The organism is Amycolatopsis kentuckyensis, from assembly GCF_041679295.1.
In the GTDB taxonomy this organism is placed as follows: Bacteria; Actinomycetota; Actinomycetes; order Mycobacteriales; family Pseudonocardiaceae; genus Amycolatopsis; species Amycolatopsis kentuckyensis_A.
This window is the reverse complement of record NZ_JBGDMD010000007.1, coordinates 310,702-335,177: the sequence shown is the minus strand read 5'-3', so window position 1 is coordinate 335,177 and position 24,476 is coordinate 310,702. Positions and strand designations below refer to the sequence as shown.

24 protein-coding genes are annotated in these 24,476 nt (G+C 70.8%); 12 read left to right on the top strand and 12 right to left on the bottom strand.

Translation table 11 applies throughout. The features are described 5' to 3' along the window. Genes ACERZO_RS30410 through ACERZO_RS30400 form a run of 3 tightly spaced genes read right to left on the bottom strand, consistent with a single transcriptional unit; the run spans position 1 to position 1,940 of the window. On the bottom strand, positions 1 to 618 hold the full coding sequence (locus ACERZO_RS30410) for a ferric reductase-like transmembrane domain-containing protein (RefSeq protein ID WP_372668320.1): 618 nt from the start codon (positions 616 to 618) through the stop codon (positions 1 to 3). Then, a complete protein-coding gene (locus tag ACERZO_RS30405; RefSeq protein WP_372668318.1) occupies positions 611 to 1,396 on the bottom strand; it encodes a DUF4142 domain-containing protein in 786 nt (261 codons plus the stop codon). Before ACERZO_RS30405 ends, ACERZO_RS30410 begins: the two co-directional genes overlap by 8 nt. Continuing rightward, entirely contained in the window at positions 1,380 to 1,940 is a 561-nt protein-coding gene (locus ACERZO_RS30400) for a hypothetical protein (protein ID WP_372668316.1), read from the bottom strand. Before ACERZO_RS30400 ends, ACERZO_RS30405 begins: the two co-directional genes overlap by 17 nt. 265 nt (positions 1,941 to 2,205) lie before the next feature. Here ACERZO_RS30400 and ACERZO_RS30395 point away from each other — a divergent pair, with 265 nt between their 5' ends. The 4 genes from ACERZO_RS30395 (at position 2,206) to ACERZO_RS30380 (ending at position 6,342) form a co-directional block, all read left to right on the top strand. Then, on the top strand, positions 2,206 to 2,766 hold the full coding sequence (locus ACERZO_RS30395) for a sigma-70 family RNA polymerase sigma factor (RefSeq protein WP_364446058.1): 561 nt from the start codon (positions 2,206 to 2,208) through the stop codon (positions 2,764 to 2,766). A 7-nt stretch (positions 2,767 to 2,773) separates the two neighbouring features. Beyond that, the gene (locus ACERZO_RS30390; protein WP_372668314.1) at positions 2,774 to 3,565 is read left to right on the top strand and encodes a zf-HC2 domain-containing protein; all 792 of its coding nucleotides are present in this window, start codon (positions 2,774 to 2,776) and stop codon (positions 3,563 to 3,565) included. A gap of 325 nt (positions 3,566 to 3,890) precedes the next feature. Then, the gene (locus ACERZO_RS30385; RefSeq protein ID WP_372668312.1) at positions 3,891 to 5,378 is read left to right on the top strand and encodes a DUF1996 domain-containing protein; all 1,488 of its coding nucleotides are present in this window, start codon (positions 3,891 to 3,893) and stop codon (positions 5,376 to 5,378) included. 43 nt (positions 5,379 to 5,421) lie between these two features. After that, a complete protein-coding gene (locus tag ACERZO_RS30380) occupies positions 5,422 to 6,342 on the top strand; it encodes an SCO0930 family lipoprotein (RefSeq protein WP_372668310.1) in 921 nt (306 codons plus the stop codon). Positions 6,343 to 7,005: 663 nt separating this feature from the next. Here ACERZO_RS30380 and ACERZO_RS30375 read toward each other — a convergent pair. Further along, entirely contained in the window at positions 7,006 to 8,052 is a 1,047-nt protein-coding gene (locus ACERZO_RS30375) for an Lrp/AsnC family transcriptional regulator (RefSeq protein ID WP_372668308.1), read from the bottom strand. A gap of 86 nt (positions 8,053 to 8,138) precedes the next feature. On the opposite strand from ACERZO_RS30375, the gene ACERZO_RS30370 reads away from it, so the two are divergent. The 4 genes from ACERZO_RS30370 to ACERZO_RS30355 are packed head-to-tail and all read left to right on the top strand — an operon-like array spanning position 8,139 to position 12,146. Next, the gene (locus ACERZO_RS30370; RefSeq protein WP_372668307.1) at positions 8,139 to 9,332 is read left to right on the top strand and encodes a M20 metallopeptidase family protein; all 1,194 of its coding nucleotides are present in this window, start codon (positions 8,139 to 8,141) and stop codon (positions 9,330 to 9,332) included. 5 nt (positions 9,333 to 9,337) lie between these two features. Then, positions 9,338 to 9,535, top strand: coding sequence for a hypothetical protein (locus ACERZO_RS30365; protein ID WP_372668305.1), 198 nt, complete (start codon positions 9,338 to 9,340; stop codon positions 9,533 to 9,535). Continuing rightward, complete coding sequence (locus ACERZO_RS30360) at positions 9,532 to 10,947, top strand: sodium:solute symporter family protein (RefSeq protein WP_372668303.1); 1,416 nt, start codon at positions 9,532 to 9,534, stop codon at positions 10,945 to 10,947. Before ACERZO_RS30365 ends, ACERZO_RS30360 begins: the two co-directional genes overlap by 4 nt. Beyond that, on the top strand, positions 10,944 to 12,146 hold the full coding sequence (locus ACERZO_RS30355; RefSeq protein ID WP_372668301.1) for a metal-dependent hydrolase family protein: 1,203 nt from the start codon (positions 10,944 to 10,946) through the stop codon (positions 12,144 to 12,146). The genes ACERZO_RS30360 and ACERZO_RS30355 overlap by 4 nt, the downstream gene beginning before the upstream one ends. 144 nt (positions 12,147 to 12,290) lie before the next feature. Here the strand turns inward: ACERZO_RS30355 and ACERZO_RS30350 are convergent, their stop codons facing one another. Together ACERZO_RS30350 and ACERZO_RS30345 are read right to left on the bottom strand one after the other, a co-directional pair. After that, positions 12,291 to 13,088, bottom strand: coding sequence for an alpha/beta fold hydrolase (locus ACERZO_RS30350; protein WP_372668299.1), 798 nt, complete (start codon positions 13,086 to 13,088; stop codon positions 12,291 to 12,293). A gap of 43 nt (positions 13,089 to 13,131) precedes the next feature. After that, positions 13,132 to 14,289: a steroid 3-ketoacyl-CoA thiolase gene (locus tag ACERZO_RS30345; RefSeq protein ID WP_372668297.1), complete on the bottom strand. Its 1,158-nt coding sequence runs from the start codon at positions 14,287 to 14,289 to the stop codon at positions 13,132 to 13,134. 233 nt (positions 14,290 to 14,522) lie between these two features. Here ACERZO_RS30345 and ACERZO_RS30340 point away from each other — a divergent pair, with 233 nt between their 5' ends. After that, positions 14,523 to 15,749 carry a cytochrome P450 gene (locus ACERZO_RS30340; protein WP_372668295.1) on the top strand — a complete coding sequence of 409 codons (1,227 nt, stop codon included), beginning with the start codon at positions 14,523 to 14,525 and terminating at the stop codon, positions 15,747 to 15,749. Here the strand turns inward: ACERZO_RS30340 and ACERZO_RS30335 are convergent. After that, positions 15,721 to 16,071: a dienelactone hydrolase family protein gene (locus tag ACERZO_RS30335; RefSeq protein ID WP_372668293.1), complete on the bottom strand. Its 351-nt coding sequence runs from the start codon at positions 16,069 to 16,071 to the stop codon at positions 15,721 to 15,723. The genes ACERZO_RS30340 and ACERZO_RS30335 overlap by 29 nt on opposite strands. A gap of 216 nt (positions 16,072 to 16,287) precedes the next feature. Here ACERZO_RS30335 and ACERZO_RS30330 point away from each other — a divergent pair, with 216 nt between their 5' ends. Beyond that, complete coding sequence (locus tag ACERZO_RS30330) at positions 16,288 to 17,079, top strand: transglutaminase-like domain-containing protein (RefSeq protein ID WP_372668291.1); 792 nt, start codon at positions 16,288 to 16,290, stop codon at positions 17,077 to 17,079. Between the two features lie 56 nt (positions 17,080 to 17,135). Continuing rightward, on the top strand, positions 17,136 to 18,155 hold the full coding sequence (locus tag ACERZO_RS30325; RefSeq protein ID WP_372668289.1) for a YhjD/YihY/BrkB family envelope integrity protein: 1,020 nt from the start codon (positions 17,136 to 17,138) through the stop codon (positions 18,153 to 18,155). On the opposite strand, the gene ACERZO_RS30320 is transcribed toward ACERZO_RS30325, so the two are convergent. From ACERZO_RS30320 to ACERZO_RS30300, 5 genes are all read right to left on the bottom strand, one after another. Beyond that, a complete protein-coding gene (locus tag ACERZO_RS30320) occupies positions 18,130 to 18,741 on the bottom strand; it encodes a TetR/AcrR family transcriptional regulator (RefSeq protein ID WP_372668287.1) in 612 nt (203 codons plus the stop codon). The two genes, ACERZO_RS30325 and ACERZO_RS30320, sit on opposite strands and share 26 nt — an antisense overlap. Before the next feature lie 15 nt (positions 18,742 to 18,756). Further along, positions 18,757 to 19,920, bottom strand: coding sequence for a thiolase domain-containing protein (locus ACERZO_RS30315; RefSeq protein WP_372668285.1), 1,164 nt, complete (start codon positions 19,918 to 19,920; stop codon positions 18,757 to 18,759). Beyond that, positions 19,917 to 20,930, bottom strand: coding sequence for a thiolase domain-containing protein (locus ACERZO_RS30310; RefSeq protein WP_372668283.1), 1,014 nt, complete (start codon positions 20,928 to 20,930; stop codon positions 19,917 to 19,919). The genes ACERZO_RS30315 and ACERZO_RS30310 overlap by 4 nt, the downstream gene beginning before the upstream one ends. 7 nt (positions 20,931 to 20,937) lie before the next feature. Further along, on the bottom strand, positions 20,938 to 21,921 hold the full coding sequence (locus ACERZO_RS30305; RefSeq protein WP_372668281.1) for a Zn-ribbon domain-containing OB-fold protein: 984 nt from the start codon (positions 21,919 to 21,921) through the stop codon (positions 20,938 to 20,940). Positions 21,922 to 21,996: 75 nt separating this feature from the next. Then, the gene (locus tag ACERZO_RS30300) at positions 21,997 to 22,785 is read right to left on the bottom strand and encodes a crotonase/enoyl-CoA hydratase family protein (protein WP_372668279.1); all 789 of its coding nucleotides are present in this window, start codon (positions 22,783 to 22,785) and stop codon (positions 21,997 to 21,999) included. A gap of 61 nt (positions 22,786 to 22,846) precedes the next feature. Between ACERZO_RS30300 and ACERZO_RS30295 the strand changes: the two genes are divergently transcribed. Further along, the gene (locus tag ACERZO_RS30295) at positions 22,847 to 24,463 is read left to right on the top strand and encodes an acyl-CoA synthetase (RefSeq protein ID WP_372668277.1); all 1,617 of its coding nucleotides are present in this window, start codon (positions 22,847 to 22,849) and stop codon (positions 24,461 to 24,463) included. Positions 24,464 to 24,476 lie beyond the last annotated feature (13 nt).

Below are 24,476 nucleotides of genomic sequence, written 5' to 3'. Positions count from 1 at the left end.
TCAGGCCACCTGCTCTTCCACGAGGCCGATGCGTTCGAGGGTCCGCGCGGGCATGAAGCGCAGCAGCGACACCGTGACCGCCGGGATGAGCAGCGTGATGCCGCCCAGCCAGACGACCGCGAGGTGGCCGTTGGCGATCGAGCCGAACCACGCGTGCAGCGCGGTCAGCGCGACCGCCGGGTACGCGCAGCGGTGCAGCCACAGCCAGCGGCGGTAGGAGGTGAACCGCTGCAGGCCGGCGGTCAGCGCGATGGCGAGCATGACCTCGAAGCCGACGATGCCGATGCTGTGCCGGGTCTCCTGGCCCGACAGGAAGGGGAGGAAGAGGTACTGCAGGCTGTACGGCTGGATCGTCAGGTAGAAGAAGCCCAGCGCGTGGATGCCGCCGAAGATCAGCGTGCCGGTGGCCAGCACCATGTGCGAGCTGCGCAGCGCCTTGCGGCCGGTGACCGAGCGCACCCAGCCGGTGGCGGTGAGCACGCCCCAGGTGAGCGTCAGCATCATCGCCGCGTAGGACGCCCGGGCGGCGAAGGCCGCGAGGCCGCGGGCCGCCGGGTCCGTCTTCGGCTGGAACTGCTGGGTGAGGAAGAGCGTCGCGTCGTGCCAGGTCTCAACCATGGCTACCCCCGGTTCTGACGGTGGCCGGCCGGCGGGACGCCCGGGCGCGGCCGCGGTTGCCCTTGATCTGGCGCAGCACGTAGAACAGGCCGCCGCCGACCAGGAGGAACAGCGCTCCCACCACGGCGATCTGGGACGTGTCGAGGCCGAGCGGCTGCCCGACGGGCGCGGCGGTGGTGGAGACGGCCGGTGTCGGCAGCGCGGTGTAGTCGACCATGCCGGTGCTCTCGAGCATCGTCATGTGCCGCATGACGGCCTGGTTGCCGACGGTCGCGAACGCCCGCACGTCGTCGTTGCGGGTGCCGGCGCGCAGCTGCGCGAGGATCGCGAAGACCTGGCCGTGCGCCGCGCGCAAGCGGTTGGCGAAGACGCTGTCGAACGACGCCCCGGGAGGCGCCGCCATCTCTTCGGCGAGCCAGCCCATCTGCTCGGCCGAGGGCTGGTCGGGCACCGGCGAGTTCAGCTTCTGCGAAAGCGCGCGCGTGGCGACGTCGAGGCGGCCGTGGTCCATCATGATCGCGAAGCCGACCGCCTGGACCTTCGGGCTGCCCTTCTGCATCGCCATCATGCCCGAGGGCATCTCCCACAGGCCCGCCTGGCGGACCTTGGTGAGCAGCACGGCGTCTTCGGGCGAGACCGCGGTGGTCTGGGCGGTCGAGGCCGGGGACACCGACGCGAGCAGCGTCAGCACCGCGACCAGCACGAACAGGATCCGGACCAGCGGGCGGGAACGTTCGACGGGGGACTCCAGTCCCACGAGCTCAGACGCCGAAAGCATTTTCCCTCCACTGGTCCTGGGTCAGCGTGATCTTGGTGCCGTCCGGCGCGATCGGGTACCACGCCTGGTCCGCGCCCTGGCCGGACGTGTCGGCGGGCTCGCTGTCGCCGGTGAAGTGGTACAGCGGCCAGCCCGCGAGGGTGGCCTGCTGGGTGCCGTCGTCGCGGGTGAGCTGGCCGATCAGCGACCGGTCGACGTCGATCGGCGCCGGGCCGCCCGCCTTGACCGGGATCCACTTGGTCGCGCAGGCGTCGTTGCAGTTCGACTGCGGCGGGTTCGTGGAGTCGCGGTCGTAGCGGTAGATCGTGTACCCGGTCCCGTCGACGAGCATCAGGCCGAGGTCGAACGTCTTCGCGCCCCTGAGCTGGCTCTTCATCGGGTCGTTGGGGTTGGCCGTGATCGGTTGCGGCATCGCGATGATCGGGGCCTGCTGCTGCATACCGGGCATCTGCATCCCGGCGCCGCCACCGGCGGCGTAACCGCCCGAGGTGGTGGCCGCGCCGGCGGTACAGGCGGTGAGCAGGGCGAGTGCGGTGAGGCACACGGTGGCGGGGACCACCGTACGGGGAATGCGTATCACTGCTCCTCCGAGGGCATGACTACGCGCAGTAGCCTGGGGTGAGGCGAAAATGCGCGCGAAGGATCCACAGTGGACATTCGGTCCGGAGTGGATGCGGAGCGTTGCGGGGGACAACGCCTTTGTCGGGGTCTTCGGTAGGGGATACGGACACGGTCCGGAAACGGTTCAAAAAAGTTTCGGGTCCGTTTGGTACTGGACGTAGCCCCTTCGGCCCACCAGGATGTCCCGCGTGGGACGGCACACCCGAGCGCTGAGACCCGTTCAAGATCAGGAAGTCGTCGTCGAGCGCAGCGACGCCTCCGATGACTTGGCGAAGGCGCTTTACCAGGAGTTCGGCGGGTCCCTCATGGCGTTCGCGCTGCGGCTGACCGGCCACGACCGGCAGTGGGCCGAAGACGTCGTGCAGGAGACCCTGATCAAGGCGTGGCGGAACGCGGACAAGCTCGACCGCCAGCCGGAGATGCTGCGCGCGTGGTTGTTCACCGTCGCCCGGCGCACCGTCATCGACGGCTGGCGCAGCCGCAGTGTCCGTCCCCAGGAGCTCGAGGAGATCGAATCCGACGCGATCGCGGTGTCCGACGAATCGGACCGGACGCTCGCCGCCATGATCGTTTACGAGGCGCTGCAGGGCCTTTCGCCCGAGCAGCGGGAAGCCATCCAGCAGACCTACCTGCGCGATCGCACCGTGAACGAGGTCGCGGCGACCCTCGGCGTGCCGCCGGGCACCATCAAGTCCCGCATCCACCACGCCGTCCGCGCCCTGCGCCGGGCCCTGCGGGAGCGGGGGTGAACTGAGGGTGGCCGGGTCCGCACACACCGACGTCGCCGCGTACGTGCTCGGCGTCCTCAGCGAGGCCGAGAGCACCCAGTTCGAAGCCCACCTGATGAACTGCCCGCACTGCCAGCTCGACCTGATCGAGCTCTACCAGCTGCCGGACGTCCTCGACCTGGTCAAGCGCAGCTGGCCGGAGCCGCCGATGCCGGCGCCCGGCCCGCGCACCCTCGCGCCCGGGCCCCGCGTGCTGCGCGGCCTGATGGAAGAGGCCGCCGTCAAGCGCCGCCGGCGCAAGCGGATCGGCATCCTCGCCGGCGCCGCGGCCGCCGCCGCGGTGATCGCGGGCCCGCTGGTGACCCTCGCGGTCCGGCCGGCCGACGCCGTTCCCCCCGCTTCCCTCGCCGCGCCCACCAGCAAGCAGCCTCCGCCGGCGACGAGCGTCCTGGCGACGTCCGTGCCACCCCCGTCCGCCGGTGCGCCGAGCCAGCCCGGTGGCGGGCAGACCTACGGCCGCGGCAGCGGCGGGTCGGCCGTGAGCGCCGTCGTCACGGTGTCCCCGGTGGAGTGGGGCAGCCGCGTCGACCTCGAGCTGCGCGGGATCGTCGGACCGCTCAAGTGCCAGCTGGTCGCCATCTCGACGACCGGCGACGACCGCGTCGTGTCCGGCTGGTCGGTGCCGCCCAAGGGGTTCGGCATCCCCGGCTCACCGGACCCGTTGCGGCTGCAGGGTTCCACTTCGCTCGCGGTGGAGCAGATCAGCCGCTTCGAGGTCCGCGGCGACGACGGCTCGGTGCTCGTCGTCGTGCAGCGCTGACGCCTTTTTCCCCTTCTGGTCTGAACCACGGCTGAGTCCGCGCCGCGGTTCACCGTCTTCTTTTTTCCTGTGCACCGCTTTGACCTGGGTGAATGGCGTCCGGTTGCGTTCCGCTTGATAACGAACAGATAACGGGCTGGTCGCTTTTGAACCTCGCCGCGTCGGCGTCCGTATCCCCCAATGCATCCCCCGATGCATCCCGACAGCCGGAACCACCAGCATCCCCGCAGGTTCCGTGCGATCTCGACCGCAAACCAACGGTAGTTCTTGCCCGGGCACCGCGGTAATCGGCGTGCCCGGAATAACGAACGAGGTGAACTAGTCTATGGCCCGGAATTCTCGGTCCCCCGTGACGGGCAAGCATCGCGTCGCCCGCCGTACCAAGATCGCCATGGGCGCGATCGGCCTGGCGATCGCCGTCGGCGCACTCGCCGTCGCGGTCACCGCGGGCCGCACGGGCGAGGCCAGCGCGGACCCCGCCGACCCGTCGTTCTTCATCGACATCAACAAGGTTCCCGCCGGCAACAACGTCAACGCGGCCTTGCAGAAGAAGGGCGCGCAGGGTTCCTTCACCGTCGACTGTGGAACGAACGCGGACGGCGCGCACCACAACCCGGACAACTTCATCGCCCAGCCCGGGATCAAGAACGGTGCCCAGCACCTGCACGACTACGTCGGCAACGTGACCACCGACGCCGACTCCAACCTCAAGAGCCTCCTCGCCGGCGACACCACCTGCAAGAACGGTGACAAGTCGGCGTACTTCTGGCCCGTGATCCGCATCGACCGCGAAGACGACGCGGCCAACGAGAGCGAGAACCAGCAGGCCCAGCAGAAGCAGCAGGGCAAGACCGGCGACGTCCAGCAGGACCAGAGCGCCGAGGACGCCCAGGACGCGCAGGACGCCGGGCAGGGCCAGCAGGACGCCCAGGACCAGGACGCGCAGAACCAGGACCAGCAGGACCAGAACGCCCAGGACCAGCAGGGTCAGAACGCGCAGGACCAGCAGAACCAGGACGGCCAGCAGCAGAAGCGGCGCAACACCGGTGGCGGCGCGGGCCGCGGCGGTGACCAGAACGCCCAGCAGCAGGACGGCCAGGACCAGAACGCGCAGCAGGACGGTCAGAACCAGCAGGACCAGCAGCAGGCCCAGGACCGCCGTCGCGGCGGCAAGAACAACGGTGGCCAGAACGGCGGCCAGAACCAGAGCAGCTCCGCCGCCGCACCGCCGGCCGAGGAGCTCGGCGGACCGCAGGGCGAGAACGAAGAAGTCGGCGACAACGACGGCGAGATCATCGAACCGGAGTCCGCGACGCTGAAGTTCATTAGTGGTGGCGCGCAGAACGTCGTCGCGATGCCGCTCGGCCTGCGCGTCCTCTACGGTGACGCCAAGCAGAGCACCAACGGCCCGGCCAACGCCCGGCCCAGCTGGACCTGCACCGGGTTCGAGGACCGGCTGACCGACCTCTACCCGATCTGCCCGGCCGGCAGCAAGGTCGAGCGCATCCACGCCTTCCCGAACTGCTGGGACGGCAAGAACACCGACAGCGCCAACCACCGCACGCACATCGTGTTTGCGAACCAGCAGGGCAAGTGCCCGCAGGGCTTCAAGAACGTGCCGCAGCTGCAGGTGACGCTGGTCTACGACGTCCCGCAGGACGTCCAGCAGAAGGGCCAGTACAAAGTGGACGCCTTCGCCCAGGAGAAGCACAACCCGCGGTCCGATCACGACGACTTCGCGAACGTGATGAGCCGCAAGATCATGGGCCGCCTGGTCAACTGCATCAACTCCGGCAAGGCCTGCGCGGAATAGCTTCGCCAGTCAGGTCACTCCGCACCAGGAGGGAGAACGTCCGATGAACCGTGCTCGTCCGAGTGCCGCTGCCGTGGTCGCCGTCGCCGGTCTCGCGCTGGTCGCGGCGTGCGGGACCAACCCGTACGCCACGTCCGGCGCGGTCCAGCCGGCCGCGCAGCAGCAGCTCTCGGCGAGCACGGTTCAGGCGAGCTCCGGGGTGCAGGCCCAGCTGGTCACGTCCACAGTGGAGGGTCTCGGCGCGGTCCTCGCCGACGCCGCGGGCCACACGCTCTACCGCTACGCCAAGGATTCCGCGAAGCCGTCCCGGGCCGCTTGCGCCGACACCTGCGCGCAGGCGTGGCCACCGCTGCTTTCGGATTCCCCGGCGCTCGCGGCGGGGGTGGACGCCCGGCTCACCGGCCTGGTCACCCGGCCCGACGGCCGCAAGCAGGTGACCGTCGCCGGCTGGCCGGTGTACACCTACGCCAAGGACACCGGCGCCGGCGTCGCGCTCGGCCAGAACGTCAGCGCGGACTGGGCGGCGATCACACCGGCGGGGGAGAAGGCGGCGGCGAGCGCCCCGACCACCCTCGGCACCACCGGAATCGGCGGCCTCGGCCCGGTCCTGACCGACCAGGCCGGCCGCACGCTCTACCTGTTCACCAAGGACGGCAAGGACTCCGGACAGTCCACTTGCGACGGCGCGTGCGCGAAGACGTGGCCGCCGCTGCTGGTGGACGGCCGGATCACGGTCGCCCAGGACATCGACACCGGGCTGGTCGGCCGGATCTCCCGGGCCGATGGCCGCCAGCAGGTGACGGTCGGCGGCTGGCCGGTCTACACCTACGCCAAGGACGGCGCGCCCGGCGAGGCGACCGGCCACGGCGCCGGGAACACGTGGTATGCCATGGAACCCAGTGGCTGCAGAGTGGACCCGTCGCGCCGGCCGGACACCGCGACAGCAACGACCGGCGGGTACTGACCCGCCCCACGAACCCCGGCCCGGCGGACATTTCCCTCCACCTCACCCCCCCAGTCCGCCGGGCCGGTCGCACCACCCCGTAAGAACCGCGGGACCCCCGTCCCGCGCCCCGAGCCCCGGCCCGGGTGGACGCTTCCCTCCACCTCACCCCCCTAGTCCCCCGGGCCGGGATTCCTCACCCCCCACCGATCCGGTCCGCCGGATCAGCGAAGGAGGAAGACGGCGGGAGCAGTCCCGCCCCGCGAGTTCCGGCCGGTGGACGTTCTTCCCTCCACCTCACCCCCCGAGTCCACCGCGCCGGAACTCCTCCCCGCACCGCCCACGAGTCCAGCCCGGCCTCGATCACCCAGGCCGCGGGCTCCGACCAGGTCGGATCCGATCCGCCCCGGCGAGACCCGCCCCGCTCACGTGAGCGACGGGCTCCGATCAGCGGAAACCCGCTCCCGAACTTCCCCGGCCCGGCGCCCGCCCCGCGAGCGGCGGGCCGGAACTGCTCACCGAAGCCCGCGCCCCGAAGCCACCGCACTCGAGCACAGCGCGGCCGACGTGAATGACTCATTCATGTCGCCACGTGACATGAATGAGTCATTCACTACACGGCAACCCCCGCGGCCCGCCCCTCGAACCCCGGTCCGGTGGATGCTTCCCTCCACCTCACCCCCCTCATCCCCCGGACCGGCCCACGCTGCGGTCCCCGTGCTCCGGCACGGGGACCGCGGCCCAGAAGTCCAGCGGCACCCGCCCCACGCCGCGGCCCGCCGCGTCGAGCAGGCGGCCCATCAGCTTCACGTTCCGCAGCGTCACCGCGCGGGCGACCACCTCCAGCCACGGCAGCTTCGCCGCCAGCACCGCCTCCAGCCCCAGCGTGTCGTGCTGCGAAGGCAGCCACACCACCAGCATCAGGTTCGCCGTCCCGGTCAGCGCCGCGCACATCCGCACCTCGGGCAGCATCGCCAGCGACCGCGCGGTCGTCTCCAGCTTGTCCGGCGGCACGTTCAGCCACAGCGTCACCGTGACCGGTGCCGGCGACACCGACCGCGCGATCTCGCACCGGACGCGGATCGCGCCCCGGGCCAGCAACGCGTCCAGCCGGCGCCGGACCGTCGTCGCGCCGACGCCGAGCTCGGCCGCCAAGGAAGCCGCCGACGCCCGCGCGTCCACCCCGAGCGCCAGGATCAGCGCGCGGTCCGCGTCGTCGAACCGCAGCGGCGCGCGGTTCTTCGCCGGCTTCGCCGACAGCGCCTCCCGCTGTCCCGGCGAGATCGCCCGCACCCGCCACCGGCTGCCTTCGGTGAACATCCGCGGTGACAGCACCGTCCGCACCCGCGTCACCCCGGGCACCGCCGCCACCCGGTCCAGCACGTGCGCGCCCAGCTCGCGCAGGGTCGGCGCGACGACGTGGGCGAGCAGGTCGCACGGCCCGGCCACGTACTCGACGGTCGCCACGTGCGGGTCCGCGGCCAGCGCGGCCGCCACGGGCAGCGCGGTCCCGGGCGCGCACTCGACCTCGACGAACGCCAAGGTCAGCCGCGCGCTCAGCTCGCCGCCGACGTACGCGGTGAGCCACGCGTCGCCGCGCTCGACCAGCGTGTCCCAATGCCGGGCGGCGGTCACCGCGCCCAGGCCGAGCGCGCGGCCGAGCGTCGACCACGACGCCCGCGGCGCCGCCTGCAGCGCGTCGACCAGTTTGAGATCTTGCTCGGTCAACATGGCGGATTCTTCGCTCATCGGCTCTCACAGCGGTGGTTTCGGGGAATTTCTGCGGCCATTGTGCTCGACACTTGCATGATCTGCGGATGACCCTGCGCTCCGACGCCGCTGACCTGCTCGACGACCTGGTCGCCCTGCGCCGCGACCTGCACCGCATCCCGGAGATCGGCCTGCACCTCCCGCGCACCCAGGAGCGGGTACTCACCGCCCTGGACGGCCTGCCGCTCGAACTGAGTCTCGGCAAGAACCTCTCGTCGATCACAGGAGTCCTCCGCGGCGACAAACCCGGCGGAACCGTCCTCCTGCGCGGCGACATGGACGCCCTCCCGGTGACCGAAAACAGCGGCGAGGAGTTCAGCTCCACCCTCGACGGCGCCATGCACGCCTGCGGCCACGACCTGCACACCGCGGGCCTGGTCGGCGCGGCCCGCCTGCTCGCTGCCCGCCGCGAAGAACTCGCCGGTGACGTGGTGTTCATGTTCCAGCCCGGCGAAGAAGGCTGGGACGGCGCCGGCCACATGATCGAGGAAGGCGTCCTGACGGCGTCCGGCAAGCACGTCGACGCCGCGTACGGCCTGCACGTTTCGGCGGCCAGCTACGCGAAGGGCCACTTCGTCGCCCGGCCCGGCACGCTGATGGCGGCCTCGGGCGCCCTCGAAGTCCGCGTGCTCGGCGACGGCGGCCACGGCTCGTCGCCGCACGACGCGCGCGACCCGATCCCCGCGGCCTGCGAGATGGTGACCGCGCTGCAGACGATGGTGACGCGCACCTTCGACGTCTTCGACCCCGTGGTGGTCACGGTCGGCCAGTTCCACGCCGGCACCCGGCGCAACATCATCCCGGACGACGCGAAGTTCGAGGCGACGCTGCGGTCGTTCTCGCCGGAGGTCGCGGCCCGGGTGGGGGAGCGCGCCGTCCAGGTCTGCCGCGGCATCGCCCAGGCGCACGGGCTCGACATCGAAGTCACCTACGAGCCGGAGTACCCGGCGACGGTCAACGACGCCGCGGCGTACGACTTCGTCGCCGACACGATCCGTGACGTCTTCGGCGAAGAGCGGTTCACCGAGATGGCCGATCCGATCACCGGCTCGGAGGACTTCTCCCGCGTGCTCGAACGCGTTCCCGGCGCGTACTTGTTCCTGGGCGCCTGCCCGACGGACCCGGAATCCGCGCCGGACAACCATTCTCCGCGTGCCCGCTTCGACGACAGCGTCCTCGGCGACGGCGCGGCGCTGCTGGCCGAGCTCGCCGTCCGCCGGCTCGGGCTGCTGGCGGGGTGACGCGCGTGCGCAGCTACCACTGGCCCCCGGTGCTCCCGGTCGTCGCGCTGGTCCTGATGCCGTTCCTGCCGTCCGTCAACACCACCGGGCTCTGGCTCGGGCTGCCGCGGATGATCGTGTGGGGCGCGTTCTGGTGCCTCATGTTCACCCCGGCGCTGCTGCTGTCCGAACGCTTGCTGCGGGGCCGGGAGGACGAGTCGTGATCCTCGCCTTCACCCTCGCCGGCATCGTCCTGATCGGCGTCCTCGGCTTCGTCGGCCGGCGCAAGCCCGTCGCCGACCTGGCCGAGTGGACCGTCGGCGGCCGCCGCTTCGGCGCGCTCACCATGTGGTTCCTGCAGGCGGGGGAGGTGTTCACCACTTTCACCTTCCTCGGCATGGCCGGCCTCGCGTTTTCGGGCGGCGTTGCGGCGATGTACGCGCTGCCGTACGTGCCGATCGCCTACGTCGTGCTGTTCTTCCTCGCGAAACGGCTCTGGACGATGGGCAAGGAGCGCGGCTACCTCACCCAGGGCGACTTCCTCGAGGACCGCTACGCCAGCCGGGCGCTCGGGACGCTGTCCGCGGTGCTCGGCGTGATCTTCGTGCTGCCGTACCTGCAGCTGCAGATCACCGGGCTCGGCCTGATCGTCCGGCTGGTCACCGGCGACAGCGCTTCCGGCACGTTGAGCATGGTCACCGGCAGCGTGCTGGTGGTCGCGTTCGTGCTGTGGGCCGGGCTGCGCGGCGTCGCGGCGACGTCCTACTTCAAGGACGGGATCATGCTGGTCGCGCTGGTGGTGCTGATCATCGCCGTGCCGACGCACTTCGCCGGCGGGATCGGCGGGGTGTTCCACAAGATCGAGCAGCTGCACCCGGAGAAGCTGATCGTCCACAGTGGAGCCAACGACCACGTGTGGTTCGTCACGAGCATGCTGGTCAGCGCGATCGGCGTCGGGCTGATGACGCTGCCGCACTCGTGGCCGGCGCTGATGTCCGCGCGGGACCCGAAGGTGCTGCGCCGCAACTACACCTGGATGCCGATCTACGAGCTGTGCCTGCTGCTGCCGATGATCGTGGGGTTCGCCGCGATCATCGTGGTGCCGAAGAGGAGTGACCCGAACGGCGTATTGCTGACGCTGTCGAAGGACGCTTTGCCGACCTGGGTGACCGGCGTCATCGTGGTCGCCGCGACGGCCACCGCGATGGTCCCGGCGGCCGGGATCCTGATCGGCATCTCGTCGCTGGTGGCGCGCAACATAGTCCGCGTCCGCAGTGGCCGCAAGCAGTTCTGGATCAACCACGGCACGGTTGTGCTCGCGAGTACTCTTGCCCTCGTGCTCGGCATCTTCCGGCCCGACCTGCTCGCCAACCTGCTGTTGCTCACCTATTCGGGGTCGGTCCAGCTGGCCCCGGCCAACCTGCTGGGCTTCTTGAAGCGGGTGCCGGTCGGCAAGGGCCCGGTGTTCGCCGGGCTGGTCGCGGGCGAGCTGGTGGTCGTCTGGCTGACCTTTGTGGACACCCAGCTCGTCGGCACGGTCAACGTGGGCCTGGTCGGGCTCGGCGTCAACGTCGTCGTCCTCGCCGCGGCCGCGGCGGTGGCGCCGCGCAGGACTGCACTCGTGGAGGCGGCGTGACGCGCACGGTTTTCACCGGCGGCTCGGTGTTCGACGGCACGGGCGCGGACCCGGCGCCGGCCGACGTCGTGGTCGAGCACGGCCGGATCGTCGACGTCGGCACGGACCTGGACGGCGACGAGGGCGTCGACTGTGCGGGCGCGGTGCTGCTGCCGGGGCTGTTCGACTGCCACGTGCACGTGACGGTGTCGGACATCGGGTTGCTGGCGCGCGTGCAGAAGCCGTTCTCGTACCAGTTCTACGAGGCAGCGCGGAACCTGTGGGCGACGCTCGGGCTGGGCATCACGACGGTCCGCGACGCGTCGGGCGCCGACCTCGGCATCAAGCAGGCGGTCGACGACGGCCTGATCCCGGGCCCGCGGCTGCAGATTTCGATCGGGCTGATCAGCCAGACGGGCGGCCACGGAGACAGCTGGAACCCCTCGGGTCTGTGCGTCCCGCTGCTGGTCCCGCACCCGGGCCGCCCGGACGCGACGGCCGACGGCCCCGACGAGATGCGCCGGGTCGCGCGCACGCTGCTGCGAGCGGGCGCGGACGTGCTGAAGGTGTGCACGACGGGCGGAGTGCTGTCCCCGCGCGACGACCCGCGCCACTCGCAGTACACCCCGGAGGAGCTGGAGGTCCTGGTAGCGGAGGCGGCGGCCCAGGGCCGCCCGGTGATGGCCCACGCCCAGGGCGCGGCGGGCATCAAGAACGCGGTCCGCGCCGGGGTGCGGTCGATCGAGCACGGCATCTACCTGGACGACGAGGCGATCGAGCTGATGCTGGGCCACGGGACGTGGCTGGTCCCGACGTTGATCGCCCCGGTGAACGTGGTCCGCGCGGCGGACGCGGGGGTGGATTTGCCTGCCGCGGTGGTGGCGAAGGCGCGCGAGGTCGTCGAGGTGCACCGGGATTCGGTCCGTCGCGCGTACGCGGCGGGGGTCCGGATCGCGATGGGGACGGACAGCGGGGTGGGCCCGCACGGGACGAACCTGGAGGAACTGGCGTTGATGGCGGCGTGCGGGATGACCCCGGGGGACGTCCTGGAGGCGACCACTTCGTCGGCTGCGCGGTTGATGGGGTTGGACGGGGAGTTGGGTCGGCTGGAGGCCGGGTTGCGGGCGGACTTGGTTGTGGTTTCCGGGGATCCGTATGACTTTCCGGGGTTGGCTGGGAACATCCGGGAGGTGTGGAAGGACGGGGTTCGGGTGGTCTGACGCGCTAGCGTGGGTCGAGCCGCAGGGTGGTCGCCGCGGCCTCGGCCGTCGCTATGTCGTCGGTGCCGCCGCCGGCGTATTTGGTGCGGTAGGCGGCGTCGATGTCCGCGGTGAGCGGGAAGGGCGGGGTCCTGCCTGGCCCGGTCAGAGCTCCGGGCTCAGCAGTTCCTTCAACGCCGCCGCGAACTTCCCCGGGTTCCGCTGCGGAGCCAGATGCGCCCCCGGCATCTCCGTGAACGGCAACCCCAGCTCCAAAGCCAAAATTTTCGCCGGCTGGTAGTGGTACCGCCCCCGGCTGCCTTCGCCCGCCGCCGGCACGATCTCCGTGCTCGCCTTGCGCAACGCTCGCAAATCCGGCAGGTAGTCGAAGAACTCCGTCAGCTCCCGGTCGAACAACCGGATCCAGTCAGCCTCGTGTGGCAGCCGCAGGTTCGGCAAATCCGGCAGCGCCGCACCGGCGATCGCGTCGGCGAAGCGGGTCACCGCCGTCATCAGCTCGCCCGACCTGGCCAGCCGGACCTGCTCCGCCGCCGCCTCCAGCCACGCGCCCGCGTCCGGCATCAGGTGGACCGCCGGGGGCTCGTGCGCCACCAACGTCGTCACGCTCGACGGGAACCGGGCCACCAGGTCCAGCCCGATCAGCGCGCCCGCGCTCGTGCCGAACACCATGGCCGGGCCGAGACCGATGTGGTCCAGCACCGCCCGCGCGTCGTCCGCCTGCAACGACACCGGGACCGGGCCCGTCGTCGCATCCGTGCTGCCGAAGTGGCCGCGCCGGTCGTACGTGATCACCGTGTAGTCCGCGTACAGCGGCTTCGCCAGCGCGCGGTAGGAGTCACCCGACCCGGTGCCGCCCGGGATGAGCAGCAGTGCCGGACCCTCGCCGCCGCGGCGGACCAGGAGCTCACCGTTCTCCACCGGGCAACGGCTTTCCGAGATCATGCACCGAAGTCAAGCACAAGCCGGACGGCGCGGAAGCCGGGGGCTAGAGCCGTTCGATGACCGTCGCCGTCGCCAACGCTCCGCCGGCGCACATCGTCACCAACGCCGTTGCCGCGTCGCGGCGCTCCAGCTCGTGCAACGCCGTTGTCAGCAGCCTCGCGCCCGTGCTGCCCACCGGGTGCCCCAGCGCGATCGCGCCGCCGTTGACGTTCACCCGCGCCGGATCCGGGGAAAGGACCTGCTGCCACGACAACGCCACCGACGCGAACGCCTCGTTCACCTCGAACAGGTCCACGTCACCCACCGTCATCCCGGTGCGAGCGAGCACCCGTTCCGTCGCGCGGATGGGGCCGTCCAGGTGGTAGTACGGCTCCGCGCCCACCAGCGCCTGCGCCACGATCCGTGCCCGAGGACGCAGTCCCAGCTCCGACGCCCGCGAAGAGTCCATCAGCAGCAGCGCCGCCGCGCCGTCGGAGATCTGCGACGACGTCCCCGCCGTGTGGATCCCGTCCTCGACCACCGGCTTCAGCCGCGCCAAGCCCTCGACCGTCGTCTCGCGCAAGCCCTGGTCACGGCCCACCAGCCGCGTTTCGCCGGTGAGCGAACCGTCTCCGGACAACACCGGTGCCTTCACCGGCACCACTTCGCGGTCGAAATGTCCCGCTTCCCACGCCGCCGCGGCTTTCTGTTGCGACAAAGCGCCGAAACTGTCGACGTCGGCGCGCGTCAGCCCGCGCCGGACCGCGATCCGCTCCGCCGCGCCGTACTGGTCGGGCAGGTCGATCGACCACGACGACGGCCGCGGCGACGCGCCGGCCCGGTTGGTGCCCAGCGGCACCCGGCTCATCGCCTCGACCCCGCACGCGACGCCGACCTCGATGGCGTCCGCGGCGATCAGGCCGGCGACCAGGTGGGTCGCCTGCTGGGCCGAGCCGCACTGGGCGTCGATCGTCGTCGCGCCCGCCGTCTCCGGGAGGCCCGCGTGCAGCCACGCCGTGCGCGTCACGTTGTTGGACTGCTCGCCCGCCTGCGTGACGCAGCCGCCGATCAGCTGCTCGACCAGCGCGGGATCGATCCCGGCGCGGTCGAGGAGGGCCAGCTGCGCCGCACCCAGCAGTTCGGCCGCGTGCAGGCCGGCCAGCAGCCCGCCCCGCTTGCCGATCGGGGTCCGCACGGCTTCGACGATGACCGGCACGCCCATGTCGTCCCTTTCGTCGGGAAACTCTGTCCTGTAGTCAGAAAACTAGAACAAGTTATCGTTTGAGGCAAGCGGCCCCAGGATCGGCCGGATCTTGATCTTCGGCGAGTGAGCGCTCGCTCACCTGGCCTCATCGGTCAAGTTAACGGGTTTCACTGAACGGTCTTCCGTAAGTTAACACCGTATGCTCTAATCGCCGTTAGAACGTGTTTCAAAGGCGAAACGTGGGAGGCACCGTGGCCGCTCCGCTCATCCCCGCCGGTTTCGACTTCACGGACCCGGACCTCTACGCCCAACGGCTGCCCGTGGACGAGTTCGCCGAGCTCCGGCGGACCGCCCCCGTGTGGTGGAACCCCCAGAAGCACAACACCGCGGGCTTCCGCGACGACGGCTACTGGGTCGTCTCGCGCCACGCGGACGTCAAGGAGGTGTCCCGCGACAGCACGCTGTACTCGTCGAGCGAGAAGACCGCGATCATCCGCTTCGACGAGAGCATGACCGAGGACAACCTCAACGCGAACCGCCTGGTACTGCTCAACATGGACGCCCCGCAACACACGAAGCTGCGGCGGATCGTGTCGAAGGGCTTCACCCCGCGGTCCATCGCGAAGCTCGAGGACACCCTGCGCGACCGCGCCGAGCGGATCGTCTCGGAAGCGCGCAAGAAGGGGTCGGGAGACTTCGTCACCGACGTCGCCTGTGAGCTGCCGCTGCAGGCGATCGCCGAGCTGATCGGCATCCCCCAAGAAGACCGGCTCAAGATCTTCGACTGGTCGAACCAGATGGTCGCCTACGACGACCCCGAATACGAGGTCGAGCCCCTCGAGGCGTCCGCGCAGCTCATCGGCTACGCCTGGAACATGGCCGAGGACCGGCGCAAGTGCCCGATGGACGACATCGTCACGAAGCTGATCCACGCCGATGTCGACGGCGAAGCGCTCGGCTCCGACGAGTTCGGCTTCTTCGTCATCCTGCTCGCGGTCGCCGGCAACGAGACGACGCGCAACGCGATCAGCCACGGCATGAAGGCGTTCATGGACCACCGCGACCAGTGGGAGCTGTTCAAGGAGCAGCGGCCGAAGACCGCGCCGGACGAGATCGTCCGCTGGGCCACCCCGGTGGTCGCGTTCCAGCGCACGGCCACCCGTGACACCGAGCTGGGCGGCGCGCGGATCCGCAAGGGCGACCGCGTCGGGATGTTCTACAGTTCGGCCAACTTCGACCACGAGGTTTTCGAAGACCCGGAGAAGTTCGACGTCCTCCGCGAGGACAACCCGCACGTGGGCTTCGGCGGCACGGGGTCGCACTACTGCATCGGCGCGAACCTGGCCCGCTTGGAGATCGACTTGATCTTCAACGCGATCGCGGACGTGATGCCGGCCATCACCGAGGCGGCGCCCCCGGTGCGGCTGCGGTCCAGCTGGTTGAACGGGATCAAGCACTACCCGGTGCGGTACGCCTGAGGAACCCGAGGACCCGCCGCCGGGTGAGCCCGGCGGCGGGTTCGTCGTACTCGGGGCCGCCGGAGTCGGTGTAGAAGTGGCCGAGGCCGGGGTAGCGGAACACCTCCGCGTCGGCGCTCGCCCGGGCCGCGGCGGCACACCACGCCGCGACCTGCGCCGGGGGCGCGATCGGGTCGGGGTCGGCGACGTGCACCTGCACCGGCAGGCCGGCGCGGATCCCGGCGGGCAGCGCTCCCAGGGCGTGCAGCAGCACGACGCCGGCCGTGTGCGGGCGGCCGGGCAGCACCTCCTGGACGACGCCCGCCCCCATCGACACGCCCACGAGGACGGTCTCCGCGGGAAGGTCGCGCAGGGCCTCACGAGCTCGCCGGGTGATGGTCTCCCAGCCGACGGCGTCCTTCAGCGCGAAACCCTCGTCGAGGGCCGGCGCCGTCCGGCCTCCCGCAGCCGGTCGGCGAAGGCGAGTTCGACGGGCCGCAGCCCCAGCACCGAGTGGAAGAGCGCGATGGTGGTCACCGGACCATGACATCATGAGGCGATGGCCCCGCGAGCGACCGTCGACGTCGAGTTCTCGATCCGCGTCACCGAACCCGGGCGCGCCGCGATCTCGGTCGCCGCCGCGCACGCCGACACCGAAGAGCTCATCGTTTCCTGGCACGGGGACAGCGAGCTCGCCGAGTTCGACCACGGCACCCGCGCCGAGGTCTTCACGCTGCCCGAAGGCGAACACCGCGTCACCTACCGCGCCGAACGCGCGCTGACCGACCCCGAACCCGAGCCCGTCACGCTCGCCGACGTCGCCGTCTTCACCCGGCCGAGCCGGTACTGCCCCTCCGACCGCGTCGCCGGGCTCGTCCCTCCTGCCGCTGTCAAAGCGAAGGACACCAAGGCGAGGGTCGACGCCATCGTCCGGAACGTCCACGAGCGACTGTCCTATGTGGTCGGATCGAGCCGCCCCACCGACGACGCCATCGACACGCTGCTGGCCGGCGAAGGCGTCTGCCGCGACTTCGCGCACGTCTGCGTCACGCTCTGCCGGTTCCTCGACATCCCCGCCCGCTACGTCGGCGTCTACGCGCCCGGGCTCTCCCCGATGGACTTCCACGCCGTCTTCGAGGCCGCGATCGACGGCCACTGGTACGTCTTCGACGCCACCCGCCTCGCGCCGCGGCAGACCATGCTGCGGATCTCCACCGGGCGCGACGCCGCGGACACGTCCTTCCTCGCCACCCTCGGCTGCGAGCTCGACTTCCTCGGCAGCACGGTCTTCGCGACGACGGACGCCGCCCTCCCGGTGGACGACGGCACCGGGCTCGTCGTCCTGAGCTGATGGTCCGACCGCGTGTTGCCTGCGCGAAGTGGCCTCCGGCTGGGTAGACAGTGTCAGTGAAGAGTTCCCCCAAGGCCCCGAGCCCCTGGGCCCGGGCCCGCGCCCGGTACCGCTGGCTGGACCACATCGCCCGCGCGACCAACCGCTACATCGACTGCGGCGGCTACCACTACGTCGCCTCGATCACCTACTTCAGCCTGCTGTCGCTGGTGCCGCTGCTGATGGTCGCGTCGTCGGTCGCCGGGTTCGTGCTGGCCAGCCAGCCGCACCTGCTCGACACGATGGTTCACGCGATCGTGTCGACGCTGCCCGGCGGGCTCGGCGACAAGGCCACCGAGCTGCTCACCGGCTTCGTCGAGCAGCGCACGAGTGTCGGGGTGTTCGGTCTGGCCATCGGCCTCTACTCCGGCTGGAACTGGATGAACGCGCTGCGGGACTCGCTCACGGCGCTGTGGGGGCAGAACCGGTCCGACCAGTCGCTGCCGCGGCTCATCGCCGTCGACCTGCTCGCGCTGCTCGGTCTCAGCGCCGCGCTGCTCGTGTCGTTCACGCTCACCATCTCCGGCACCGCGCTCGGCAGCTACCTGCTGCGGCTGGCCGGGCTGGACGACACGAGCTGGGGCCACCAGCTCGTCTCGGCGTCCTCGGTCCCGCTGTCCCTGGCCGCCGACTGGCTGGTGTTCCTGTGGGTGCTCACGCGGCTGCCGCGGCAGAAGGTGGGCGTGCGCAGCGCGGTGCGCGGCGCGATCGCCCTGGCCGTCGGGTTCGAGGTGCTCAAGCTGGCCGGGGGCTTCTACCTGCGGCTGATCGGCGACTCGCCGACCGGCATCGCGTTCGGCTCGGTCATCGGCCTGATCTTCTTCATCTCGCTGGTCGCGCGCCTGCTCGTCTACGTGACGGCGTGGACCGCGACCGGCTCCGACGCGCCGCCGAAGCCGGTCCAGCCGCCGGCGCCCGTGGTGCTGAACCCGGTGGTCGTGGTGGACCCGCCGGTCGCGGTGCCGGCCACCGTCGGGGTCGTGACCGGGGTCGTCGGGACGCTGCTGGCGCTCAGGTGGCGACGTTCGCGAGGCTGAAGAGCCGGTCGAGCTGGTGGTCGATCAGCGCGACCGCCGCCTCGGGCGTCCGCTGGCCCAGGATGATGCTGGTCTGCAGGCCGTCGACGCTCGACAGGAGCAGCTCCGCCTCCGGCATCAGCTCGAGATCCGGGGCGACCTCCCCGCGGTCGCGGCCCCACGCCAGCAGGTCCGCGGTCAGCCGTTCCAGCTCGGGCGGCGCGGCGCTGAACGCCGACGCGAGCCCGGGGTCCGAAAGGGACCGGACGAAGTAGGCGAGGTGCACGAGGTAGCGCGTGCGGCGCTCGTCGCCGACCGGCAGCATCCCGACGAGCATGGCCCGCAGCACCTCGCGCGGCGCCGCGTCCTCCTCGGGGCCGAGCTCCGCGCGGATGCTCTCCCCGGCGTCGGCGTTGAGGATTTCCAGCGCCCCGAGCAGCAGGTCGTCCCGCGTCCCGAAGTAGTACTGGACCAGCCGCAGCGAGACGCCGGCTTCGGCAGCGACCTTCCGCAGCGACACGTCTTCGAGCCCGCGCGTGCTGGCGATCCGCCAGACCGCTTCGGCGATCTGGCGGCGGCGTTGCTCGTGGTCGGCGAGTCTGGGCATGGTGGGTCGAGCGTATCAACGCGGCTTGTCGGCGCCGACCACCCACATCGAGAAGTACTGCGACCCGCCGCCGTAGGCGTGCCCGAGCCCGATCCGCGCGCCGTCGACCTGGTAGTCCCCGGCCCGGCCCATCACCTGCTTCGCGGCTTCGGAGAAGCGGAGCATGCCGGACGCGCCGATCGGGTTGGACGAGAGCACCCCGCCGGACGGGTTGCACGGCAGCCGGCCGCCGATCGCCGTCTCGCCGGCCTCGGTGACCTTCCAGCCTTCGCCTTCGGGTGCGAACCCGAGGTTCTCCAGCCACATCGGCTCGAACCACGAGAAGGGCACGTAGATTTCGGCGACGTCCACTTCGGACATCGGGTCCTTGATCCCGGCTTCGGCCCACAGCGCGGCCGCGGCGTCGCGCCCGGCCTGGGGGTTGACCTGGTCGCGGCCGGCGAACGTCGTCGGCTCGGTGCGCATCGCCGTCGCGTGGATCCAGGCGGCGCCGCCCTCGACGGCGTCCCCGGCGGCCTCGTCGCCGAGCACCATCGCGCACGCGCCGTCGGACGACGGGCACGTCTCGTCGTAGCGGATCGGGTCCCACAGCATCTGCGACTTCTGCACCGACTCGACGGTGATGTCGGCCTGCTGCAGGTGCGCGTACGGGTTGAGGGCGCCGTTGCGGCGGTCCTTGGCCGCGACGATCGCGCCGACGTGCTCGGGCGCGCCCGAACGGCGGATGTAGGAGCGCACGTGCGGCGCGAAGTAGCCGCCCGCGCCGGCGCCGACGGGCATCTGGAACGGCGGCAGGATCGACAGGCCCCACATCGCGTTCGACTCGGACTGCTTCTCGTACGCCACGGTCAGCACGCGGCGGTGGACGCCGGACTGGATCAGCGACGCGGCGACCAGCGCCGTCGACCCGCCGACCGAGCCCGCGGTGTGCACGCGCAGCAGCGGTTTGCCGGTCGCGCCCAGCGCGTCGGCGAGGAACAGTTCGGGCATCATGACGCCCTCGAACAGGTCCGGTGCCTTGCCGAGCACGACGGCGTCGATGTCGGCCCACTCGACCTGGGCGTCGGTCATCGCGCGGTCGATCGCTTCGCGCAGCAGGCCCGGCATCGAGACGTCCTGGCGCTTGGCGCGGTGGTGCGTCTGGCCGGTGCCGAGCACGGCGGTGAGCTGCTTGGTCATCGGGCCTCCAGCACGGTCACCAGGTTCTGTTGCAGGACCGGGCCGCTCGTCGCGTGCGCCACGGCCTTGCGGGATTCGCCGCTGTGGATCCGGGCCGCCGCCTCGCCGATGCGGGCGAGGCCGGCGGAGAACATCGGGTTGGCGGCCAGCGCCCCGCCCGACGGGTTGATCTTCACGGTGTCGTCGAGCTTCAGCGCGGTCCGCAGGATCAGTTCCTGGTGCGTGAACGGCGCGTGCAGCTCGGCGAGGTCGGCGCCGTCGAGGTCCAGGGCGCTCGCCGCGGACTCGGTGGACGGGCTGCGCGTGAGGTCGCGGGCGCCGAGGACGGGGGAGTCGACGCGGTGCTCGATGCCCTGGATCACGGCGGGCCGGTCGACGATGTCGCGTGCGCGCTCCACAGTGGACAGCACGATGACCGCCGCGCCGTCGGTGATCGGCGCGATGTCGTGCCGGCGCAACGGGTCCGCGTAGTACGGCGTGTCGAGCAGCTCGGCGACGTCCTTGCCCGTGCCGCGCGCGGCGACCTCGGCGAGGTCCTTTTCGGACCAGAGCCCGGCTTCGAGGCCCATCCGAGCCTGGATCCCGGCGATCGAGACCGAGTCCGGCCACAGCGGCGTGACCACGTAGGGGTCGAGCTGCAGGGCGAGCACCCGGCGCAGCTGCCCGGCACTGGACTTGCCGAAGCCGTAGACGAGCGCGGTCTCGACCTCGCCCATCTTGATCTTCAGCCACGCTTCGTAGAGCGCCCAGGCGGCGTCCATCTCGACGTGCGACTCGTGGATCGGCGGGAACGCGCCGATCGCGTCGACGGCGGCGATGAACGAGAAGGCGCGCCCGGCCAGGTAGTCCGACGAGCCGGAGCACCAGAAGCCGATGTCCTGTTTGGACAGCCCGGTCTTTTCGAATACCTCGGCGAAGATCGGAACGAGCATTTCCACGCCGTTGGTGGTGCCCGGGGTCTCGCGGACGTTGGGGGCCTTCGCGAAGCCCGCGATCGCGACGTCTGGCATCAGGACCTCACAGGTGGTGGGCGAAGGTTTCGTAGGCCGCGTCCGGCTCGCCGGTCGGCTCGAAGTGGCTGATGTTCTCCAGCGACGTCCACCACTCGTCGCGCGGTTTCCACGCGGCGCGCACGCGCATGCCCATCTTGACGTCCTGGGCGTCGCAGCCGAGGACGAGGTGCAGGAAGGCGATGTCGGCGCCGTCGAGCAGGATGTACGCGGCGACGTACGGCGGCTTGAGGCGCTGGCCGAGGAAGGGGACGTTGACGATGCAGAAGGTGGTGACGATGCCGGTGTCGGGCAGTTCGACCTCGTCGGTGGTGGGCACGCCGTCGGTCGGGCACGCACCGCGCGGCGGGATGTAGACCTTCTCGCACTTGGGACAGCGCTGGCCGATGAGCTTCCCTTCGGCGAGGCCGCGCAGGTACCGGCTCTCCTCGGGGGAGGCGGAGTGCGTGTACTTCAGGTGCACGGGGGTGATGACGACGCTGACCGGAGCGCCTTCTTCGCGCTCGGCGACCGGGGGAGCGGGCTCGGTCGGCGTCGTGTCCTCGGCGTCCGCGGGCAGGAAGTAGGCGATGTCCCGGATGTGCCCGACGGTCTCGTCGGCCCACTTCACGCGGACGCGCTGTCCACTGTGGATGTTCCCGGGCGAGCCGGCGTCGACGGCGTGGAGCATGGCGGTGTCGGCGCCGTCGAGCTTGACGAGCGCCCAGGCGAAGGGCCGGTTCAGTGGCTGCCCGTCGAGGGGTTGGGGGCACCACGACCACGAGACGACGGTGCCCTCCTCGGCCACGGGGACGAACTCGCCGAGCTGTTCGGCGGTGAGCGGGTCGTACTCGACGGGCGGAACGTGCACGCGGCCGTCACTGCCCCGGACGCCTTCGATCCGCCGTTCGCGCAGGGAGGTGACGAACCGGCCCAGAACGGGCCCGGTCGAGCGCGTGTAGTCGAAGCCGACGTTGAGGGGTGCCGCCAGTGGTGTCTCGGTCACGTCCATGAGTGAAACATGTTCTTGTTCTGTCGACAAGGTTCCTCCGCGGTGCGGTCGGATATCGATGGAACGCGTTCTATGTCAGCGGCCATTGAAGTCCGGTTTGCGCTTCTCGCTGAACGCCCGCGGCCCCTCCTTGGCGTCCTCCGAAGCGAACACCTCGATGCCGTACTGCGAGTCCAGCTTGAAGGCCTCCTCCTCGTGGAGACCCTCGGTGTCTCGGATCGTCCGCAGGATCGCCCGCACCGCGACCGGCCCGTTCGCGTTCACCAGCGCGGCCAGCTCCAAGGCCTTCTCCAGCGCGGTTCCGTCCGGCACCACGTGCCCGATCAACCCGATCGCCAACGCCTCCGAAGCGGACAGGTGCCGTCCGGTCAGCAGGATGTCCGCGGCCACCGTGTACGGGATCTGACGCGGCAGCCGCACCGCCGAGCCGCCCATCGGGAACAGTCCCCACCGCGCCTCCGACACCCCGAAGCGGGCCGACTCGCCCGCCACCCGGATGTCCGTCCCCTGGAGGATCTCCGTCCCGCCCGCGATCGCCGGCCCCTCGACCGCCGCGATCAGGGGTTTCGTCAACCGGCGGCCCTTCAGGAGTCCGGGGATCCGCGACGGGTCGAACTTGCCCGACGCGAACGACTCCGACGGCGAGTTCCGGGTCATCGACTTCAGGTCCGCGCCCGCGCAGAACGCGCCGCCCGCGCCGGTCAGGACGCAGCTGCGGATCGAGTCGTCCGCGTCGACCCGGTCCCACGCGTCGACCATGATCGACATCATCTCGCCGGTGATCGCGTTGCGGGCCTCGGGCCGGTTCATCGTGACGACGAGGGTCTGGCCCTCCTGTGAGACCAGCGCGTGCGGTTCACCCACGGAAACCTCCTGAAGGAGCAGTGCCATTGCCCAGAACGATAACATGTTCTACTTTGAGGGCGTGGCACTCAACATCGCGGATCTTCTGGAGCACGCCGTCGACGCCGTGCCGGAGCGCGTCGCGGTCGTGTGCGGCGACCGGCGGGTCACCTTCGCCGAACTGGAGGCGCGGGCCAACCGGCTCGCCCACCACCTCGCCGCGCACGGCGTGGGACGCGGGTCCCACATCGGGGTCTATTCCCGCAACTCGATCGAGGCCTTGGAGGCGATGATCGCGGCGTACAAGCTGCGCGCGATCGCCGTCAACGTCAACTACCGCTACGTCCACGGCGAGCTCGTCTACCTCTTCACCGACGCCGAGCTCGTCGCGCTCGTGCACGAGAGAAGCTACGCAGGCAAGGTCGCCGCCGCCCTGCCCGAGACGCCGAAACTGAAACACGTTGTCGTGATCGACGACGGCAGCGACGGCGACTACGAGAGCTACGGCGGCGTCGACTACGAGGCCGCGCTCGCGGCGCAAAGCCCGGAGCGCGACTTCGAGGAACGAAGCAACGACGACCTCTACATCCTCTACACCGGCGGCACCACGGGCTACCCGAAGGGCGTGCTCTGGCGCCAGGAGGACGTCTGGCGCGCGCTCGGCGGCGGTATCAACTTCGTCACCGGCGAGTACATCCCGGACGAGTGGACGCTCGCCGAGCAGGGCAAGGCCGGCAGCCTGACCCGGCTGCCCGCCGCGCCGCTCATCCACGGCGCCGCGCAATGGGCCGCGTTCGGCGCGCTGTTCACCGGCAGCCCGGTGGTCTTCGTGCCGCGCTTCGACGCCCACGACATCTGGAAGGCCGTGCAGGAGCACAAGGTCCAAGTGCTCACGATCGTCGGTGACGCGATGGCCCGGCCGCTGATCGAGGCGTTCCGCGAGGGCGACTACGACGCTTCGTCGCTCGTCGCCGTCTCCAGCCACGCCGCGCTGTTCTCGCAGTCGGTGAAGCAGGAGTTCGTCGAACTCGTGCCGAACGCCGTCATCACCGACGCGATCGGCTCGTCGGAAAGCGGCTTCACCGGGATCGGCATGGTCGCCAAGGGCTCCGACCACAGCGCCGGCCCGCGGGTCAGCTTCGGCAAGGACGCGATCCTGGTCGACGACGACGGCAAGCTCGTCGACCAGGCGCCCGGTGCGGTCGGCCTGATCGCCCGGCGCGGGCACGTCCCGCTCGGCTACTACGGCGATCCCGAGAAGAGCAAGAAGATCTTCGTCGAGGTCGGCGGCGTCCGGTACGTCGTGCCGGGCGACTACGCCCGCTACGAGGAGGACGGCACCGTCACGCTGCTCGGCCGCGGCTCCCAGTGCGTCAACACCGGCGGCGAGAAGGTCTACCCGGAAGAGGTCGAAGGGGCGCTGAAGTCGCACCCCGACGTCTTCGACGCGCTCGTCATCGGCGTCCCGGACGACCGGCTCGGCCAGCGCGTCGCCGCCGTCGTCCAGCTGCGCGAGGGCGCTTCGCCGGACCTCGCGACGCTGGAGGAGCACGTCCGCGGCGAGATCGCCGGGTACAAGGTGCCGCGCACGATCTGGCTGGCCGGCGAGATCGGCCGGTCGCCCAGCGGCAAGCCGGACTACCCGTGGGCCCAGCGCTACGCGGCCGAGCACGAACCGGCCACGGCCCAGCCCGTCTGAGAGGACATCGCAA

Bases quoted from the DNA above. Each gene is read 5' to 3' on its own strand.
- ACERZO_RS30310 (WP_372668283.1), bottom strand. From the start codon at position 20,930: ATGCCAGACGTCGCGATCGCGGGCTTCGCGAAGGCCCCCAACGTCCGC.
- ACERZO_RS30385 (WP_372668312.1), top strand. From the start codon at position 3,891: ATGGCCCGGAATTCTCGGTCCCCCGTGACGGGCAAGCATCGCGTCGCC.
- ACERZO_RS30345 (WP_372668297.1), bottom strand. From the start codon at position 14,289: ATGGGCGTGCCGGTCATCGTCGAAGCCGTGCGGACCCCGATCGGCAAG.
- ACERZO_RS30405 (WP_372668318.1), bottom strand. From the start codon at position 1,396: ATGCTTTCGGCGTCTGAGCTCGTGGGACTGGAGTCCCCCGTCGAACGT.
- ACERZO_RS30350 (WP_372668299.1), bottom strand. From the start codon at position 13,088: ATGATCTCGGAAAGCCGTTGCCCGGTGGAGAACGGTGAGCTCCTGGTC.
- ACERZO_RS30380 (WP_372668310.1), top strand. From the start codon at position 5,422: ATGAACCGTGCTCGTCCGAGTGCCGCTGCCGTGGTCGCCGTCGCCGGT.
- ACERZO_RS30305 (WP_372668281.1), bottom strand. From the start codon at position 21,921: ATGGACGTGACCGAGACACCACTGGCGGCACCCCTCAACGTCGGCTTC.
- ACERZO_RS30410 (WP_372668320.1), bottom strand. From the start codon at position 618: ATGGTTGAGACCTGGCACGACGCGACGCTCTTCCTCACCCAGCAGTTC.
- ACERZO_RS30315 (WP_372668285.1), bottom strand. From the start codon at position 19,920: ATGACCAAGCAGCTCACCGCCGTGCTCGGCACCGGCCAGACGCACCAC.
- ACERZO_RS30370 (WP_372668307.1), top strand. From the start codon at position 8,139: ATGACCCTGCGCTCCGACGCCGCTGACCTGCTCGACGACCTGGTCGCC.
- ACERZO_RS30320 (WP_372668287.1), bottom strand. From the start codon at position 18,741: ATGCCCAGACTCGCCGACCACGAGCAACGCCGCCGCCAGATCGCCGAA.
- ACERZO_RS30330 (WP_372668291.1), top strand. From the start codon at position 16,288: ATGGCCCCGCGAGCGACCGTCGACGTCGAGTTCTCGATCCGCGTCACC.
- ACERZO_RS30375 (WP_372668308.1), bottom strand. From the start codon at position 8,052: ATGTTGACCGAGCAAGATCTCAAACTGGTCGACGCGCTGCAGGCGGCG.